Source organism: Nitrospiria bacterium (assembly GCA_036397255.1).
Classification (GTDB): domain Bacteria; phylum Nitrospirota; class Nitrospiria; order DASWJH01; family DASWJH01; genus DASWJH01.
In genome coordinates this window covers 18,483-33,410 of the sequence record DASWJH010000016.1, presented here as the reverse complement: position 1 = coordinate 33,410, position 14,928 = coordinate 18,483, and the positions used below count along the sequence as shown (strand labels likewise).

The window sequence follows — 14,928 nt, the reverse complement described above, 5'->3', positions numbered from 1 at the left end:
CCATCTCCTTCTGCAGGTATGCGGAAGTGTGGCCTATCGGACAGAAATATTTCAAATCGAAAAATTGCACTTTAAAAGAAAAACCAATATTTCTCTATAAGTTAGAACAGGCAACCCATTCAACGTTGGGACACTACTGTTGTAATGTGTTGAATGATTCAACAAATCCCTGAGTGGAGGGAACATTTTTTTTGTTTATTAAATCTAAAATGGATTAAGGACCACTATCAGGGGCTCTTTACCAGATCATGATAACATTAACTATGAATGGATTAAGTGAAGGAGCTTTAAGAGAGGGATAGGAGTTTTTGGGGAAGGCCCAGTGGAGAAAAAACATTTCCCTTTTGTTCTATACCCCTATGGTTTTTAGGCCCAAAGCCCTTGCGGCTTGTCCGAGCATTCGATCATGCGTTGCGACGGTCAGGTCTGCACCATATTCATCCTGCCAAGCCAAAGCGGTTGCCAGATGGATTGCATCCAAAGTTCCTATCATGACTGGAAAGGTGTTCGCTGCCCTTTTGAGGATAGGTCTAGTCACCCCAACGATCTCCATGGCTTCCAGTAAATGGAAAACGGCCTCCCGGCGGGTTAGAACCTCTTCTTCAGCGAGATGGTGTCTGATACGTAGCCGGTCAACCGCCCTGAGACATTCCAGTTCGGCCAGCTCACTGCACACCAGCCGGTCAAAACGGTCCCATCCGGTCAGTTGGCCTGGCTCTCCCAGGATCAGGCGCAGAATGACCGAAGAGTCCATGTAAGCGTTCACCGCTCTTTTTGCCTCTCTTCAAGGAGTACCTTTAGACTGTTGAGGTGTTTCTTGATCGGAGAGGGGAGGTGGACATCCTTTGCAGACCGGAGGGGTTTTCGAATCGCCAGTTTGCCTGGTGCTGAGGGATAAGGAAGAATTCTTGCAATTGGCGTTTCCCGGTCAAGAAGCGTCAAAGGATGACCTCGACGAACGTTCCTTAGATATTGACTGAGATGAGCCTTGAATTCAGCGATGCGTACGGCGGATTCTTTAGGTGTTTTCATGATGGTCTAATTATGACCATTTCTGGTCATATTGTCAATACCCCATTTCAAATGATCTAAAATGCAACCCATCGCCTGCTCCGGGAAGAGCGGATTTTTTAGGCGCTGGTAAGTCATGTTGGGTGATACTGGATTAGAATCAGGTTCGGCCCTAAGTGTCAAGGCTTGATGTCAAAGGTTCAAATCCTATCCAGAATCCTTTTTTTCAATCCTTAAATTTCCTCCAAATTGCAGGATTTGCCTCGATCCTCAACCTATTTTCTTCTAACCTTTTTTAATCCAAATCCGAGGAAAAACCTAATCAATTCTCTTGATATGTTTCAACGATCTCAATATACTTTCTCACCACGAACGGTTCCCCCGATACGCTCTCTATTCTTTATCAAAGCCATATCCGCATGGAAGAGGGTTAAGTTTTCCAGCTTGCGGAAAAAGTTCTCGAGAATTCCGAGATTGAAGCCATTGGGCGGGTAATGGCCCAGCGACGAGGTATTAATCCCAGGATAATAAACGTTTAAAAGGTCGAGGACCTTAATCTGTATGATAAAAGTTAAAAGAGTTTATGCTTTGCCGGAAAAGAAAGATGGGTACAGAATATTGGTGGATAGACTTTGGCCGAGGGGTTTGCCAAAAGAAAAGGCTAAGATAGACCTTTGGTTAAAAGAGATTGCTCCCACCGACCAATTGAGAAAATGGTTTTCCCACGATCCCAAAAAATGGGATGAGTTTAAGGCCAAATACAGAACGGAATTAAAAGATAAAAAGGAATCATTGGAAAAGGTTAGAAAATTGGAAAGAGAGGAAAAAATAATTACGTTTCTTTATGCTGCTAAAGATCAAAAACACAATAACGCAGTTGCCTTGAAGGAGGTCATTACGGGTTTGAAAATTTAGGGATTGACTCTGGCAAAGGAAGGGTTCCCATTGGAGGTAAACTTATATCTATATGTGCAAATTGAATTGATTTTCAATTGTGCCCAAACGATGCTATATTACAATGCCGAATGATCTTCATGTGTACCAATGGGAAAGCAGTTCTCCAGGCTCAGGGCATCTGGTTTCCTGATTAACCATATGAGATTACTTTCCCGAAGCCTGCCAATTCCGACTGATTTGTGTTCATCGGTAGGGAAGCTATAATCGTTTTCTGATACCACACCACCGTTGAAAGGCCGATCCGATGAAAGCCTCGGACCTGTTTGTGAAATGTTTGGAGCGCGAAGGGGTAAAGTACATCTTCGGCCTTCCGGGAGAAGAGAACCTGGACCTGCTCGAATCGTTGCGTTCATCCAGCATCACGTTCGTCCCGACGCGGCATGAGCAGGGCGCTGCGTTTATGGCCGATCTCTATGGGCGCCTGACCGGGCGAGCGGGGGTTTGCCTCTCCACGCTGGGTCCCGGCGCCACCAATCTTGCCACAGGTGTGGCCGATGCCAATCTTGACCACGCTCCGTTGGTGGCTATCACGGCTCAGGCGAGGCTTGAACAGATCCACAAAGAGTCCCATCAATATGTCGATACTATTCGTTTCTTCGCCCCCCTGACCAAATGGAACACCCGCGTCGAACGGGCATCGACCATTCCCGAAGTGGTGCGGAAGGCGTTCAAGATTGCCCAGGCGGAAAAGCCGGGGGCCTGCCATATCGCGTTACCGGAGGATGTGGCGGAAATGGATGTTCAGGGTGCCCCGCTGTTGTCATCGCACACACGCCGGCCCTCCCCCGACGGAGCGGCTGTGAAGGCCGCTGCCGATCTTATCGACCGTGCCCGTTATCCCCTGATTCTGGCCGGCAACGGGGTGGTGCGTGGGCATGCCGCCGATGCCCTACTTCAGTTTTCTCAGAAAACAGGAATCCCGGTGGCGAACACTTTCATGGCCAAAGGGGTCATGCCCTGGAATCATGAGTTGTCGTTGCTTACCATCGGGCTCCAGGCCCAGGACTATGTCTCCTGCGGGTTCGATCGAGCCGATCTGATTATCGCCGCCGGGTATGACCCCGTGGAATACGCCCCGCGCCACTGGAATCCCGATGGAAAGAAGCCTATCGTCCATATCGATTTTACCCCAGGAGAGGTGGATGGCTGCTATCAGGCCAATGTGGAGATCGTGGCGGACGTTCGGGAGACCTTTGAGCGATTGGCCGGGGAGGTGAAGGGCCGGAAAGAGATAACCTACAACAAGACGCTCCGTGCCTATCTGGTTGAGGAATATGAGGCCATCAGCGCCTCAGACAGGTTTCCCCTCAAACCCCAACGGATCATCCGTGACATCCGCCGGGCCCTTGGTCGAGAAGATATTCTGATCAGCGATGTGGGGGCCCACAAGATATGGATCGCCCGGCTCTTTCCTGCCTATCTGCCCAATACGGTGATCATCTCCAACGGGTTTGCCGCCATGGGGATCGCTCTGCCGGGGGCGGTTGCCGCTAAACTGGTTCATCCGAACCGCAACGTCCTGGCGGTATGCGGGGACGGGGGGTTTCTAATGAACTGCGCGGAATTGGAAACGGCTTGCCGGCTGGGGATTGCCTTCGTAACCTTGATCTTCAACGATAACGGTTTTGGTTTGATCCGATGGAAACAGAAACAACGCTTCGGCGGATCGTTTGCCACCGAGCTAACGAATCCCGACTTTGTCAAGCTCGCCGAGTCCTATGGGGCCAGAGGGTTTCGCATCGGCGCAGCCTCGGAATTGGCACCTGTCCTGAAAGAAGCGTTGGCCCTCAAGGTGCCATCGGTCATCGACGTACCGGTCGATTATTCGGAAAACTCCCATCTCATGGAGCGTTTGGGGCGGTTAATCTGCCCATCGTAATCATCACGGAAAAAAATGATCCCATGGGAAAGGCTGGCAAATGATTAAGGAAATTCTCCCCGGCGTGTTCCACTGGGTGACTTTCCATGAAGAAATCGAGGAAGATGTTCACTCATACTACTTTTGTACCACCGATCCTGCTGTGCTGATCGACCCGAGGGTTCCGAATGAAGAAATGGCCTGGTTTAAAAATCAAAACCCTCCTAAACACATTTTTTTGACCAACAGACTTCATTATCGAAACAGCAATCGGTTTATTGCTTCCTTTGGAGCAAAGGTTTGGTGTCACAGTACCGGGCTCCATGAATTTTCCAAAAAACAGAAAGTGCATGGTTTCAATCACGGGGTTCGGCTCCCGGGAGATGTCTTGGCACTGGAAGTCGGCGTGCTGTGTCCGGAGGAGACGGCATTTTATTTTCCTCAGTCCGGAGGTATCTTGGCAATCGGCGATGCCCTCGTTCGATATGATGGTGAGCTGGGTTTCGTGCCTGATGCGCTGATGGGAGAGAATCCGAAAGCCGTCAAGAAAGGTCTGCATCACATTTTTTTCAAACACCTGGAGCGGGAATTCGATCATCTTCTATTTGCTCACGGGGAGCCGTGGATCGGCGGTGCCAAATTAGGATTACGCCGGTTTTTGGAGGCCTTTCAGGAATAAATGGATTTCACTTATACTCCCATTGGGGTCATTCACACCCCTTATAAGACTTTGGAGAACATTCCAAAGAGTCTGGGTGAAGCGCCCACGGCAGAGGGAATCATTGAGATTGACCCTGTCTATGAAGAGGGGCTGATAGACATCGACGGGTTTTCACATCTTCTGGTTATTTTCGCCTTTCACCTGAGCAGGGTCAAACCACTGAAAGTGATCCCGCCGATGCAAAAGAAGGAGAAAGGGGTATTTGCCACCCGGTCTCCCCATCGCCCGAACGCCATCGGCATTCTGACGGTAAAGCTTCTCAAGCGTGAGGGGAGGAGACTGTTTGTCCGTGGGGTGGATGTGTTGGATAAAACGCCGGTCTTGGATATAAAACCCTACCTTAAGCATTTCAACAGCCGCCCCGACGCGCAACAGGGTTGGCTAGATCAAAAGTAGGAATCCTTAAAAAGGAATTTTTTTGTTACGATTTGTTGATCGATTCCCGTAGCCCGCTCCAAAAGCTGCTTTCGCAGACACTTCTCACCCATCACGATTAACACTCAACCATTTCCGGGGATTAAACCAAAGAGAAGGTTTGCTTTCCTGCGTTTAACAAAAAGGGTGAATTTGAGGAGAAAAGGAGGTTTTTAAATTTAGAAAGGCATTTGAAACGTGGTGAGAATGTCGTTCTGTTCCTCCGACCATCTAAAATTGAGACCGATCTTTGATTTTAGAATGAACGAACGTTCCACCCTGACCGTCAGGGGAAATTCATTGAGTGGAATGTAGTTTAACCTTGTTTCAAAAAGCTGATGTGCGGTTCGGATTGCTAAACCCGGGGTGGGAAACTGGGTTAATGAAAAATCACTGACCAGAAGTGGGGGAGAATTTGGATTTAAATCCTGATTCAATTTTCCCAGTGATGGTCCCTGAAAAGAGATCCCATTGGATATCGTCAGGCGGGCATGGGTAAGGCCTTCCAGGTACCCTTTGGCTATTGCAACCCAATGGAGATCGTTGAGCGTTTTAATTACCGTGCTTTGGATGGCCGCCTGGGCGCTTAGGTTTAATTCACGGTCCCGTTCTAAGCTAAACACCGGGGAGAGGGGAGATCTATTTGAAGGGTCAGTGGTGAAATTGGAATAATAATTCGATGGAAGCTCCGAAACAAAATATAAGATTTCACCGGAAAGTCGGTGATCCATTTTATGAAGAAAAACCCTCCAGGGTTCAAAGGTTTTGGAAGCGCTAGAAATGGGATGGCTTGCGAAGGAAATTGACCCTGTAAAAATTAAAGGTAAGGCAATGGTGGTTATAACCAGAAAAAGGGCAGGGTTTTTAAGTTTTCTTTTAAAAACAGAACCCAAGAACATTCCATTACCTCCAATATTGCTGCTTTACCTGCAGCTTAATTAGTGCAAATGGTTTGCCATTCCCTGGTCCAGTTTTTGCAGATACTGAAACCTTTTGATTTTAATGGAGATTATGTCTATATGACAAAACAAGACAAACCTGCCCCCTTTTAATTGTTTTTAGGAATTGAACATTTTCACTAAGTGTGAATAATTTTTCATAAAAAGGCATAATTTCGTCTTACTTTTTCATCCAAATAAAAACCGTATTTTGAGATTAGATTAATGATAGGTTATTTCCGACAATCCGTTTTCAAAAAAACAATTGAGAGCTTATTCATATTAAAAGACAAGGAATAATGGTGTCCTATCCGAAAATTTTCTGAACAGGTTATTTTCTTGACAAGGTTTGGGTCCACCAGTAGAATGATCCAAAAATTTATATAAAATACAATCAACAAAGAATAGGAAAATTGTGAAACTCCGTCTGAAACCCGGCTTTGTTTTTTTTGTTTTCCTTTGTTTTTTTCCATTAACCCCTTCTACATCCTCTGCGGTTCGTCCATTCTTTATAACCGAAGATGCCATTCCCATAGAAAGGGGAAAGTCCAGACTGGAAACAGGTATATCCTTTCAACGGTATGATTCCGATGACCGGAGGTTTCCTTGGGTGGTGGATTTTACTCAGGGGGTCATCAATAATTTGGATTTTGGTGTCTCGGTTCCAGTTATTTTTAAATCGGGGAGGGATTCATCCGATGGCATTGGAGATATTCGAATTAAATCAAAGCTTCGGTTTTTGAAAGGAAGGGAAGCCAACCCGCTGTCGCTGTCGTCACAACTTTTTATAAAATTTCCTTCCTGTGATCGTAGTAAAAACTTGAGCCCTGAATGTACTGGCGAACCCGATGTAGGGTTGATTGGAATTGCCAGTAAGGAGTTTTTTCCTATTCTGGTGCATCTGAATTTGGGGTATGTTTTAACCGGGAATCCGAATAATCAGTCGTTTAGAGATGTATTTCAATATTCCCTGGCTTTTGATATTTTAACCGTGATTGATCCCTTACATGTCATTGCCGAGCTTGCAGGAGAGACCCAGCGCAATCCCAGTCAACCTACGGATTCAGTAGCGGTTCAGTTTGGGGCTTTATATCAATTGATTTCCGCCTTATCGATTGACGGATCATTTGGATTTGGTTTAACAGACGCCAGTCCGGATGTTTTTGTAAACACCGGCGTGACTTACCGGTTTTAGTCCCGAGAGGTGTTTTCCCCTTTCTTTAAGTGGGGAAAAGGGAGCATTTTAGAGTTTGAATTTTTTAATTTCCTGCTCTAACTGTTGGGAACGGGAGGTTAGGGTTCCAACAAAATTATTCATTTCTGCGACTCGATGAACGTTTTCTTCAGCAGTTTCCTTGAAAATTTCAAGAGCATGGTTTATTCGTTCACTTCCTTGGCTTTGTTCCTGGGTAGCCTCTAAAATGTGATTAATCATTTCAGTAACCTTCTCCACTGCTGTTGTTATCAATTTGCTTCCTTTGCTTTGTTCCTGGGTTGATCTTTTCACCTCGTGTCCCAATACGCGCATATTTTCAACTGCCTTTGTAATTTCAACGCTTGCGCTTTCCTGTTCATGCGTGGCCCGATTGATTTGTTGAACCATTTCTTTAATTTGCACCATGGCCTTATCCACTTCTTGTATTCCCCTGGATTGCTCTTTGGTGGCTTTTACAATTTCTTTGACCATTTCTGTGGAGAGGTGGGAACTTTCGATAATGGCTCCCAACACGGTTCCTGACTCGTTTGACAAAGAAACACCTTTTTGAACCCTTTCAGAACCATGAACCATGGCATTAACGGCATTTAATGTTTCATCCTGGACATCCTTGATTAAAACTGCAATTTCCCGTGTAGAGGAAGCTGTTCGCTCTGCCAAGCTTTTGACCTCCTCCGCTACTACCGCGAATCCTTTTCCATGTTCTCCGGCTTGAGCCGCTATGATGGCGGCGTTGAGGGAGAGGAGGTTGGTTTGCCCAGCCACTTCGTCGATCACTTTGACGATTTTTCCGATGGAATCTGATTTTTGGGCTAACCGAGAAACAATTTCCTGAACTTCCATAAAACTGGATTTTATTTCCTGCATTCCGGTAATGGTTTCAGTAATAGATTTTTTTCCTTTTTGAGCCTCGGAAGTTGTATTTTCAGATAACTCATTACTCCGTTGGGCGTTTATCTCCACCTGTTGTACCGATGCGTTGAGTTCGTGAAGGGAAGATGCTGTATTATCGGTTGCGCTATGTAGGGTCTCAATACTTAGAGCAATTTCTTTGACGCTTGAAGTCATTTCAGAAATGGAGGAGGAGGTCACCTCGATGGCGCTGGAGAGGTTATCCATATGATTTGCAATCTCGTTAATGGTTGCATCCATTTCCAGAATGGAGCTAGAGGTATCGTTTGCCGACAAAGACAATAATTCAACGTTTTTATTAACTTCCGTAATCGAAGCCCCCATTTGTATGATCGAAGAAGAGGTTTCTTCAACCGCACTTTCCTGTTTGTTTACCTCTGAGGATATTCCATCGCTGGTTTGATGGAGTTTCTGCGAAACGTCCGTTACGGCCAAAGTGTTTTCCCGGACCTGTGATATTAAATTTCGGAGCCTTCCTGACATTTCATTAAAAGCTTTTGCAAGAACCCCAATTTCGTCCCTTTGTTTGACGGTTACGATAGTAGAAAGGTCTCCATCGGCCATTGCTTTGGATCCTCTTACGATGGAGATAATGGGGTCTGAAATTTGTTTGGCTAGCAAATAGCTAACGTAAGAACCTACCAGCAATATCCCTAAGCTGACTAAAAAGATATAATTCATGATCGTGCCCAAAAAACCCGCAACTTCTTCGCGGTTTCTTTGGATCAGGTAAGCCCCTTCCATTTTCCCTTCAGCAGTTAATGGAACCAAAACTGAAATATAATTTTCCGATCCCATAGCCACATCAAAATGCTCACTTGGTTTCTGTTGGCTCGAAACAGACCGGATTTCATCCTTGATTGTTTTTAATTGGTCATTGATATTTTTTCTGTTATCTCCGCTTAAGGTGGTAGCAACGAGGGAGCCATCGACAATAAAACTAATTTCACTGTCGGTCATTTTTTTAATTTCTTCTGCCAGGGAATCATCAATTTTGTACCCAATGGTAATGGTACCGAGGATGGAATCCCCGACGGCAACGGGAGCGGAGGTCACCTGATACAGGGCATTTCGGGTAACAAAAACCCCATGGGTTTCAGTCCCCCCTAAAGCTATTTTGATGGAGTGTTCTCCTGTTAAATTGCCTTGGGAGCGGCTCTGATCCGTACTGGCCAGGATGCCTCCTTCCCCATCGGTAATTAAGAAAAGGTCACTTCCAATTTGAGCTTGAAAGCTTTTGGCAAAACCCAATATGGTTTCCCTATCCCGTGTGGATAAAAGCGCTTTTAGAAAAGGGACTTCGCCGATTAATTTATTCTCCACGGATATTTCTTTGGTTCGAAGCGCTTGATAATTCTCAAAAAGGGTCTGAGTCTTTTTTAGATCCTTTTGTAGTGTTTTATCAAGTTCGGCTTTTGTAAATAAATTAACGATCAACAGGGTCGTGATAATGAGTCCGCTCATTACCACGACCATCAGGAAAAGAATTTTTTTCTGAAGTGTAAGGCTTCCGAACTTTGATCTGTGAAGGTCCCCCAAGTTTGCCATTCTAGTTCTCCGTAGTTAGCGTAAAATCTACCGTTGTGGTTCCAGAGACATTTACCGCTTTTGCATTGTTTACCGATGGACTTGCCCAAGCCTTTACACTATAGTTTCCATTGGGAACATCCCGAATGGTATAGCTGCCATCCTGGGACGTAATGCCGAAATTAGGATTCTCCAATACCAAGACAAAAGCATGCATATGGCTGTGAATATGGCAGAAAATTTCCACTAAACCTGGGTTTTGAAAAGCCACAAATTTTTCCCGGCCTTGTCCATAGATTCCCAAATCAAAGGGATTTGTTTTTGAAATCGAAAAAGCGCTATGGAAAACCGGATCGCTGTTAGGAAAATCAACCGTGGTCCCTTGGATTACCGCTAGATTTCCCGGAACAAACTGAAGGTTGATGTGATTCATTTCCGGTCTTTTACTCGGTGCCTGAAAGGTTCCTTTAACATTTTCCAAATAGACAATAATGTTGCTTAGGTCTTTTTTTCCAGGGACTTGAACCTTCCCTGTGATGGTTCCCGCGTAAACCATGGGACCGTTTCCAATGGCGAAAAGAAGTAGAACAATCATTAGTTTCGTTTTCACTTATCTCCTCCCTGTTTTATGGTTCCTATCATTAAGGTCAGCACAAATTGATTCCTAAATCTGAAATCCCACACAAAAGAATAAAAGGGCATCCCATGTCCTTTTATCGATTGGGAAGCGGTGCATTTTGGTTTTCCCTTAATCCCCTTGTGCAAATTCCTCTGGGCACCGCTTTCCCATTTCTATGAATGATCAAAAGGCTTACTTGGCCTTCGGAAGATCAGGAGCCATAACAATCGGAAGCTGTCCAGTGAGACCATTTTTAAGGAAAGCCAGCAGGTCCCTCCGTTCCCTTTTCGTCAGGTTTAACATCATCATCTTAGGAGACTTATTGGAGTGTACCCCGCCCCCATTATTGTAAAAGGCTACAACCTCGTCCAAAGTTTCAAATGCCCCGTCGTGCATATAGGGGGCTGACATTCCAACATTTCTCAGAGAAGGTGTTTTGAAAGCACCTTTGTCTTTTTCATTTTTAGTGACCTCGAAACGGCCCAAATCCTCCTTTACCGGTCCCACTTGGGGAACACCGAGGACATGGAATTGACTATCGGAGAAGTTCACTCCATTGTGGCATTGGGTGCAGGCTGCTTTACTCACAAAAAGAACCAGCCCTTTCTTTTCCTGTTTAGTCAAGGCTTGTTTGTTTCCCCGCATATATTGATCAAAAGCCGAATTGGGAGTGACAATGGTTCGCTCGAAAGCCGCAATGGCTCTTCCCACGTTTTCAAGGCTAGGCCCTTCCCCAAAAACCCCCAAAAAGCGCTTTTTGTACTCCGGAACATCATTGAGACGAATCACCATTTCTTCCCTGGGGAGATTCATTTCTACCTCGGCTTCGATCGGACCCATGGCCTGTTGTTCCATGGTTCCTGCACGGCCATCCCAAAATTGGGCGCCATTATAGGCAATGTTCATTACAGTGGGAGAATGGCGTCCTAATTCTTTTCCCCCAAAACCGATGGACCTTTTTCTCCCATCGGAGTAGCCTTTTTCAGGGTCATGACAGGTGGCACAGCTCATGGAATTATCCCCTGAAAGGCGTTTATCAAAAAACAGCATTTTCCCCAAATCAATCTTTGCCCGGGTTTGGGGATTATCCGCTGGAATGGGAACTGCGGGTAGGGGCCCAATTTCCCCCGGAAGGTATTCAAATGTATCAATGTTTTTGACATTAATAACCACTCTTCGAGCTTTTTCCACATCTTTTTCATTGGGAAGATCACCAGAGGAAATCTCTGCAAAGAGGTTTCCTCCAAAACCGATGGAAAGAATCATCATGAGGCATCCCCCTAATAAAGACCATAAAAGGGGCCGTGCCTTAAATTTCTTTGTGTGTAGCATTGTATATCCCTCCTGTTTTTCGAATTAGGCCGTTGGGTATGAAGGAGTACGACCTTTTATTTTTTAATGTCCCTATTTAATTCCGCTCCACTTTGAAGGTGTTTATCCTTAATATTGCTTTTTTCCTTTGAAATAACCGAAATAAAGGTATCTACGATTTCCGGGTCAAATTGTGTACCTTTGTGGCGTTTTATTTCTTGAATGGCTTCATCATGGGTCATGGAACGGCGATAAGGCCGAAAAGAAGTCATTGCCTGATAAGCCTCCGCAATACTGAGAATTCTGGAGAGAAGTGGGATTTCTGGTCCCTTCAACCCAGAGGGATAACCGGTCCCATTAAAACGTTCGTGATGTGCCACAATAATGGGGATAGCCTCCATCAGTTGCGGGTTAGGAGTAAATAACGCTTGGATGGCCTTGGGATGTTTATGAATAATGGCTTTTTCTTCGGGATCCAAAGGCCCCGGCTTATTAAGTATGTAATCGGGAACGCCCACAAGCCCCAGGTCATGAAGGAGGCTCGCGATCCGAAGGCATTCACGCATTTCAGAATTGAGGTTAAGGGCTTCCGCCATAAGTAGGGCGTATTTGGTTACTTCTTTTGAGTGATGGCTATAATGAATGGATTTTTGGTCCACCAGGGCTGCCAAATTTCCAATGGTTTTAAGGGTGGGGTTTTCAAAAACATTTTTAAGGTGATCAATGTGTTTATTGACCTCATATTCCAATGCCTCCTGATACCGCTGAACATTGTTCCGTCCCAAAGCCTTTGCTGAATACAGTGCACGATCGGCAGCACCGAGGAGGGTATCTTTTTGGGACGCATTTTCCGGATATGTGGCCACACCAATACTCACTGAAATTTTAACCATTTGATTGTTGGGGGTAAGAAATTCATATTCGTTGATTCTCTCGCGGATGGATTCCGCCAATTGAAAGGCACCCTTTCCCGAAGTTTCCGGAAGAATAATTCCAAATTCTTCACCCCCATATCGGGCAGGAATATCAACGGCCCGAATCATTTCCTTGATAATGATCCCCAATATTTTTAAAAAAGAATCCCCTGCCTGGTGTCCGTAAATATCATTAATTCCCTTAAAAAAATCGATATCCATAAAAATAATTGAAACCTGATGTTTGTACCGTTCACTCCGCTCGATTTCCTTTTCTAAAAGGTAATGAAATTGTCGGTGGTTGAAAAGGCCCGTTAGACTATCAGTCACCGAAAGGTGTTTTGCTTTTTCAAATAACCGATTTCGTTCAATAACCATGCTGACCTGAAAGGCCAAGCTAAGAAGAAGGTCTTCTTCTTCCTGTCGGTAGGGGCCTTCTTCTTCCCTGTCGGCAATGATGATGGCTCCCAAGGTTTTCCCTTTATGAATACAAGGGACTCCCAAAAGGGAAACGGGAAATTTTGTTGAGAGAGGAGATTCATAAAACCGGGCTTCATTTTTGGTAATTCGAACCGAAGTGCCCTCTAGTAAAAGGCGGGAAAGAAGTGGATGCCGGGTTGCTGTTTCAGGATCGATGTTTCCAAGGAATTCCGATGAAAAAAGCATTTTTTCAGTTCGTTTGGTAGTTGGATTGATTAGTATGATTCCACCATTTTTTGATTTGATGAGTTTCTGAGATGTTTCCAGAATGATTGAAATGAGGTCTTCCAATTGTGAGTTTTCTGAAGAGAGAGCCACTCCGATTTCGTTTAAAATGGCAAGTTGACGGACCCTTCTCCTTTCCTGCTCGCCTGCCTGTGAAAGCGATTCGGTCATGGTTTTAAATGCTTGTCCCAAGATTCCAACTTCATCACTTCCTTTTACCTCAACTTGTTGATTTAAGTTTCCAGAGGTAATTGCGCGAGTCGCTTGGGTGAGGGTTTGTATAGGGTGGGTAATTCTCCTTCCGAATAGAAAGGCTATTCCCATAACCCCAAAGGTTGTCGTTAAGAAAAAGAAAATATATTTGACTCCCCCTGAACTGAAATCCACAGAGGTTGTGGGAAAGATAAATCCTACGGACCATTGGTTTTGGTTATAGCTTGGCAAAGGGACTGGCTGAAAAATGATGTGGTATTCCTTTCCGTTAATTTCAGTTTTTCTTATTCCATCTCCACCCAGAGTCATTTCCTGAAGAACATTTTGAAAGTAATTATCAAAGGCTATTTTTTCTCCCTTTAAAAAAAAATCCTGGGTTTGATTGTGTTGTGTTTGGGAGAGGATTCTTCCTTTGGAATCTGAAATAAAGGCCATGGTTTGGGGTCGGATTCCCCGGTTTAATAAGTCCTTAAAGTAATTAATTTTGATTTCAAAATAGGTAATGCCGACTTTTTCTCCGTTGGATAAAATAATTGGAGTCACTGTTGGAACCACCCATTCTTGAATTTCATCAGAAAAGTAAGGGGTTCCCTGATATACCTCCCCTTTTTTTAAATCAAATCCTGGTTTGGAAAACGGTTTAAAAATTTTATTCGATGAAAGATCCTGGGTAGGGGTTGTTTGATTTTGAAGATTCCGGCAAATTTTACTTCCTTTTTTATCAACCAAACAAACATCTCCGATGGTTTCCGGATTAAGTGAGGCAAAATAAAGAAGGGCCTGTCCGGTTTCTGAAACCCAACGGTCTTTGTTGATTGGGTCCGTAAAATAGCGTTCAAAAACGAAATTCTCAGCAGAGATTAAAATATTATTTTTAGCATTTTTAAACGTTTCAAGGATTTCGAAACTGATGTAGTCAAGCTGTTTTTGGGAAAGGTCCAATTGGTCTTCCATATTTGCTTTATTTGCAACACCGTAGGCATATAGTGTTCCTAACCCCATGGGGATTACCCCCACTAAAAATAGGATGAGAATCAATTTTGTTTGAAGGCTTGTTAGAATTTTTCTTTTGATATTCATTTAGAAGGTTATGGGGTTTCTGAAATGGTTATAAAAAAGAAATATTAGGCACCACTTGCTTTTAAGCAAACTACTTTCGCTTCCATATTTTCCTGTTTCGTTTATGTTTTTGACCCGAGATCGGCGGACCGTTAAAAGACATCTTCTAAATCTTTTTGAAATATTTTCGAAAAAAAACGGGTGAAAAATTAAAAGGGAGAGACCTTTTTTTAAAAAATAATGAAAATGGGACAATTGGATAGTCTTTGGAAAAGATAATAAAAAAAGGAAATTCTTTAGCCCAGATTGAGGCTTTTTTATTGAAAAGGGTTTAGGTTTTCTGCTTTTTGAGGCATTTGATCCGGAAGGGTGGTTCCTTTTTAGGACAGATAATTTTTTTTGGGGATGCTTTAAGATTAAATAAAAGAATGAAAGGAAGGGGGAGAAAATCGTTGATGGAACCCGGGGGTTAAACAACCCGCTGAGATAAGACTCCTTGGCCTTGGTTGGGCAAAACATTTGCATGGTTTTTTAATCGAACCCCGAAAATTCC

At 44.3% G+C, this 14,928-nt stretch carries 12 protein-coding genes; 5 read left to right on the top strand and 7 right to left on the bottom strand.

Features of this window, described 5'->3' with window-relative positions:
• Window positions 1-349: 349 nt before the first annotated feature.
• Complete coding sequence (locus tag VGB26_02420) at window positions 350-766, bottom strand: type II toxin-antitoxin system VapC family toxin (GenBank protein ID HEX9756641.1); 417 nt, start codon at window positions 764-766, stop codon at window positions 350-352.
• Complete coding sequence (locus VGB26_02415) at window positions 763-1,032, bottom strand: type II toxin-antitoxin system prevent-host-death family antitoxin (GenBank protein ID HEX9756640.1); 270 nt, start codon at window positions 1,030-1,032, stop codon at window positions 763-765. Before VGB26_02415 ends, VGB26_02420 begins: the two co-directional genes overlap by 4 nt.
• Before the next feature lie 540 nt (window positions 1,033-1,572).
• Here VGB26_02415 and VGB26_02410 point away from each other — a divergent pair.
• From VGB26_02410 to tsaA, 4 genes are all read left to right on the top strand, one after another.
• A complete protein-coding gene (locus VGB26_02410; GenBank protein HEX9756639.1) occupies window positions 1,573-1,926 on the top strand; it encodes a DUF488 domain-containing protein in 354 nt (117 codons plus the stop codon).
• Between the two features lie 286 nt (window positions 1,927-2,212).
• Window positions 2,213-3,847 (top strand): acetolactate synthase large subunit, encoded by a 1,635-nt coding sequence (locus tag VGB26_02405; protein ID HEX9756638.1) that lies wholly within the window; start codon window positions 2,213-2,215, stop codon window positions 3,845-3,847.
• Between the two features lie 40 nt (window positions 3,848-3,887).
• Complete coding sequence (locus VGB26_02400) at window positions 3,888-4,505, top strand: hypothetical protein (protein HEX9756637.1); 618 nt, start codon at window positions 3,888-3,890, stop codon at window positions 4,503-4,505.
• Window positions 4,506-4,943, top strand: coding sequence for a tRNA (N6-threonylcarbamoyladenosine(37)-N6)-methyltransferase TrmO (gene tsaA / locus VGB26_02395; protein HEX9756636.1), 438 nt, complete (start codon window positions 4,506-4,508; stop codon window positions 4,941-4,943).
• A 197-nt stretch (window positions 4,944-5,140) separates the two neighbouring features.
• On the opposite strand, the gene VGB26_02390 is transcribed toward tsaA, so the two are convergent.
• A complete protein-coding gene (locus VGB26_02390; protein HEX9756635.1) occupies window positions 5,141-5,860 on the bottom strand; it encodes a hypothetical protein in 720 nt (239 codons plus the stop codon).
• A 454-nt stretch (window positions 5,861-6,314) separates the two neighbouring features.
• Between VGB26_02390 and VGB26_02385 the strand changes: the two genes are divergently transcribed.
• Window positions 6,315-7,094: a transporter gene (locus tag VGB26_02385; GenBank protein ID HEX9756634.1), complete on the top strand. Its 780-nt coding sequence runs from the start codon at window positions 6,315-6,317 to the stop codon at window positions 7,092-7,094.
• Between the two features lie 48 nt (window positions 7,095-7,142).
• Here the strand turns inward: VGB26_02385 and VGB26_02380 are convergent, their stop codons facing one another.
• The 4 genes from VGB26_02380 to VGB26_02365 form a co-directional block, all read right to left on the bottom strand.
• Window positions 7,143-9,575, bottom strand: coding sequence for a methyl-accepting chemotaxis protein (locus tag VGB26_02380; GenBank protein ID HEX9756633.1), 2,433 nt, complete (start codon window positions 9,573-9,575; stop codon window positions 7,143-7,145).
• Window position 9,576: 1 nt separating this feature from the next.
• A complete protein-coding gene (locus VGB26_02375; protein ID HEX9756632.1) occupies window positions 9,577-10,164 on the bottom strand; it encodes a hypothetical protein in 588 nt (195 codons plus the stop codon).
• A gap of 201 nt (window positions 10,165-10,365) precedes the next feature.
• Window positions 10,366-11,505: a cytochrome c peroxidase gene (locus VGB26_02370; GenBank protein ID HEX9756631.1), complete on the bottom strand. Its 1,140-nt coding sequence runs from the start codon at window positions 11,503-11,505 to the stop codon at window positions 10,366-10,368.
• Between the two features lie 56 nt (window positions 11,506-11,561).
• A complete protein-coding gene (locus VGB26_02365) occupies window positions 11,562-14,318 on the bottom strand; it encodes a diguanylate cyclase (GenBank protein ID HEX9756630.1) in 2,757 nt (918 codons plus the stop codon).
• Window positions 14,319-14,928 lie beyond the last annotated feature (610 nt).

Bases quoted from the DNA above. Each gene is read 5' to 3' on its own strand.
- VGB26_02415 (HEX9756640.1), bottom strand. From the start codon at position 1,032: ATGAAAACACCTAAAGAATCCGCCGTACGCATCGCTGAATTCAAGGCT.
- VGB26_02410 (HEX9756639.1), top strand. From the start codon at position 1,573: ATGATAAAAGTTAAAAGAGTTTATGCTTTGCCGGAAAAGAAAGATGGG.
- VGB26_02405 (HEX9756638.1), top strand. From the start codon at position 2,213: ATGAAAGCCTCGGACCTGTTTGTGAAATGTTTGGAGCGCGAAGGGGTA.
- VGB26_02400 (HEX9756637.1), top strand. From the start codon at position 3,888: ATGATTAAGGAAATTCTCCCCGGCGTGTTCCACTGGGTGACTTTCCAT.
- tsaA (HEX9756636.1), top strand. From the start codon at position 4,506: ATGGATTTCACTTATACTCCCATTGGGGTCATTCACACCCCTTATAAG.
- VGB26_02390 (HEX9756635.1), bottom strand. From the start codon at position 5,860: ATGTTCTTGGGTTCTGTTTTTAAAAGAAAACTTAAAAACCCTGCCCTT.
- VGB26_02380 (HEX9756633.1), bottom strand. From the start codon at position 9,575: ATGGCAAACTTGGGGGACCTTCACAGATCAAAGTTCGGAAGCCTTACA.
- VGB26_02370 (HEX9756631.1), bottom strand. From the start codon at position 11,505: ATGCTACACACAAAGAAATTTAAGGCACGGCCCCTTTTATGGTCTTTA.
- VGB26_02365 (HEX9756630.1), bottom strand. From the start codon at position 14,318: ATGGGGTTAGGAACACTATATGCCTACGGTGTTGCAAATAAAGCAAAT.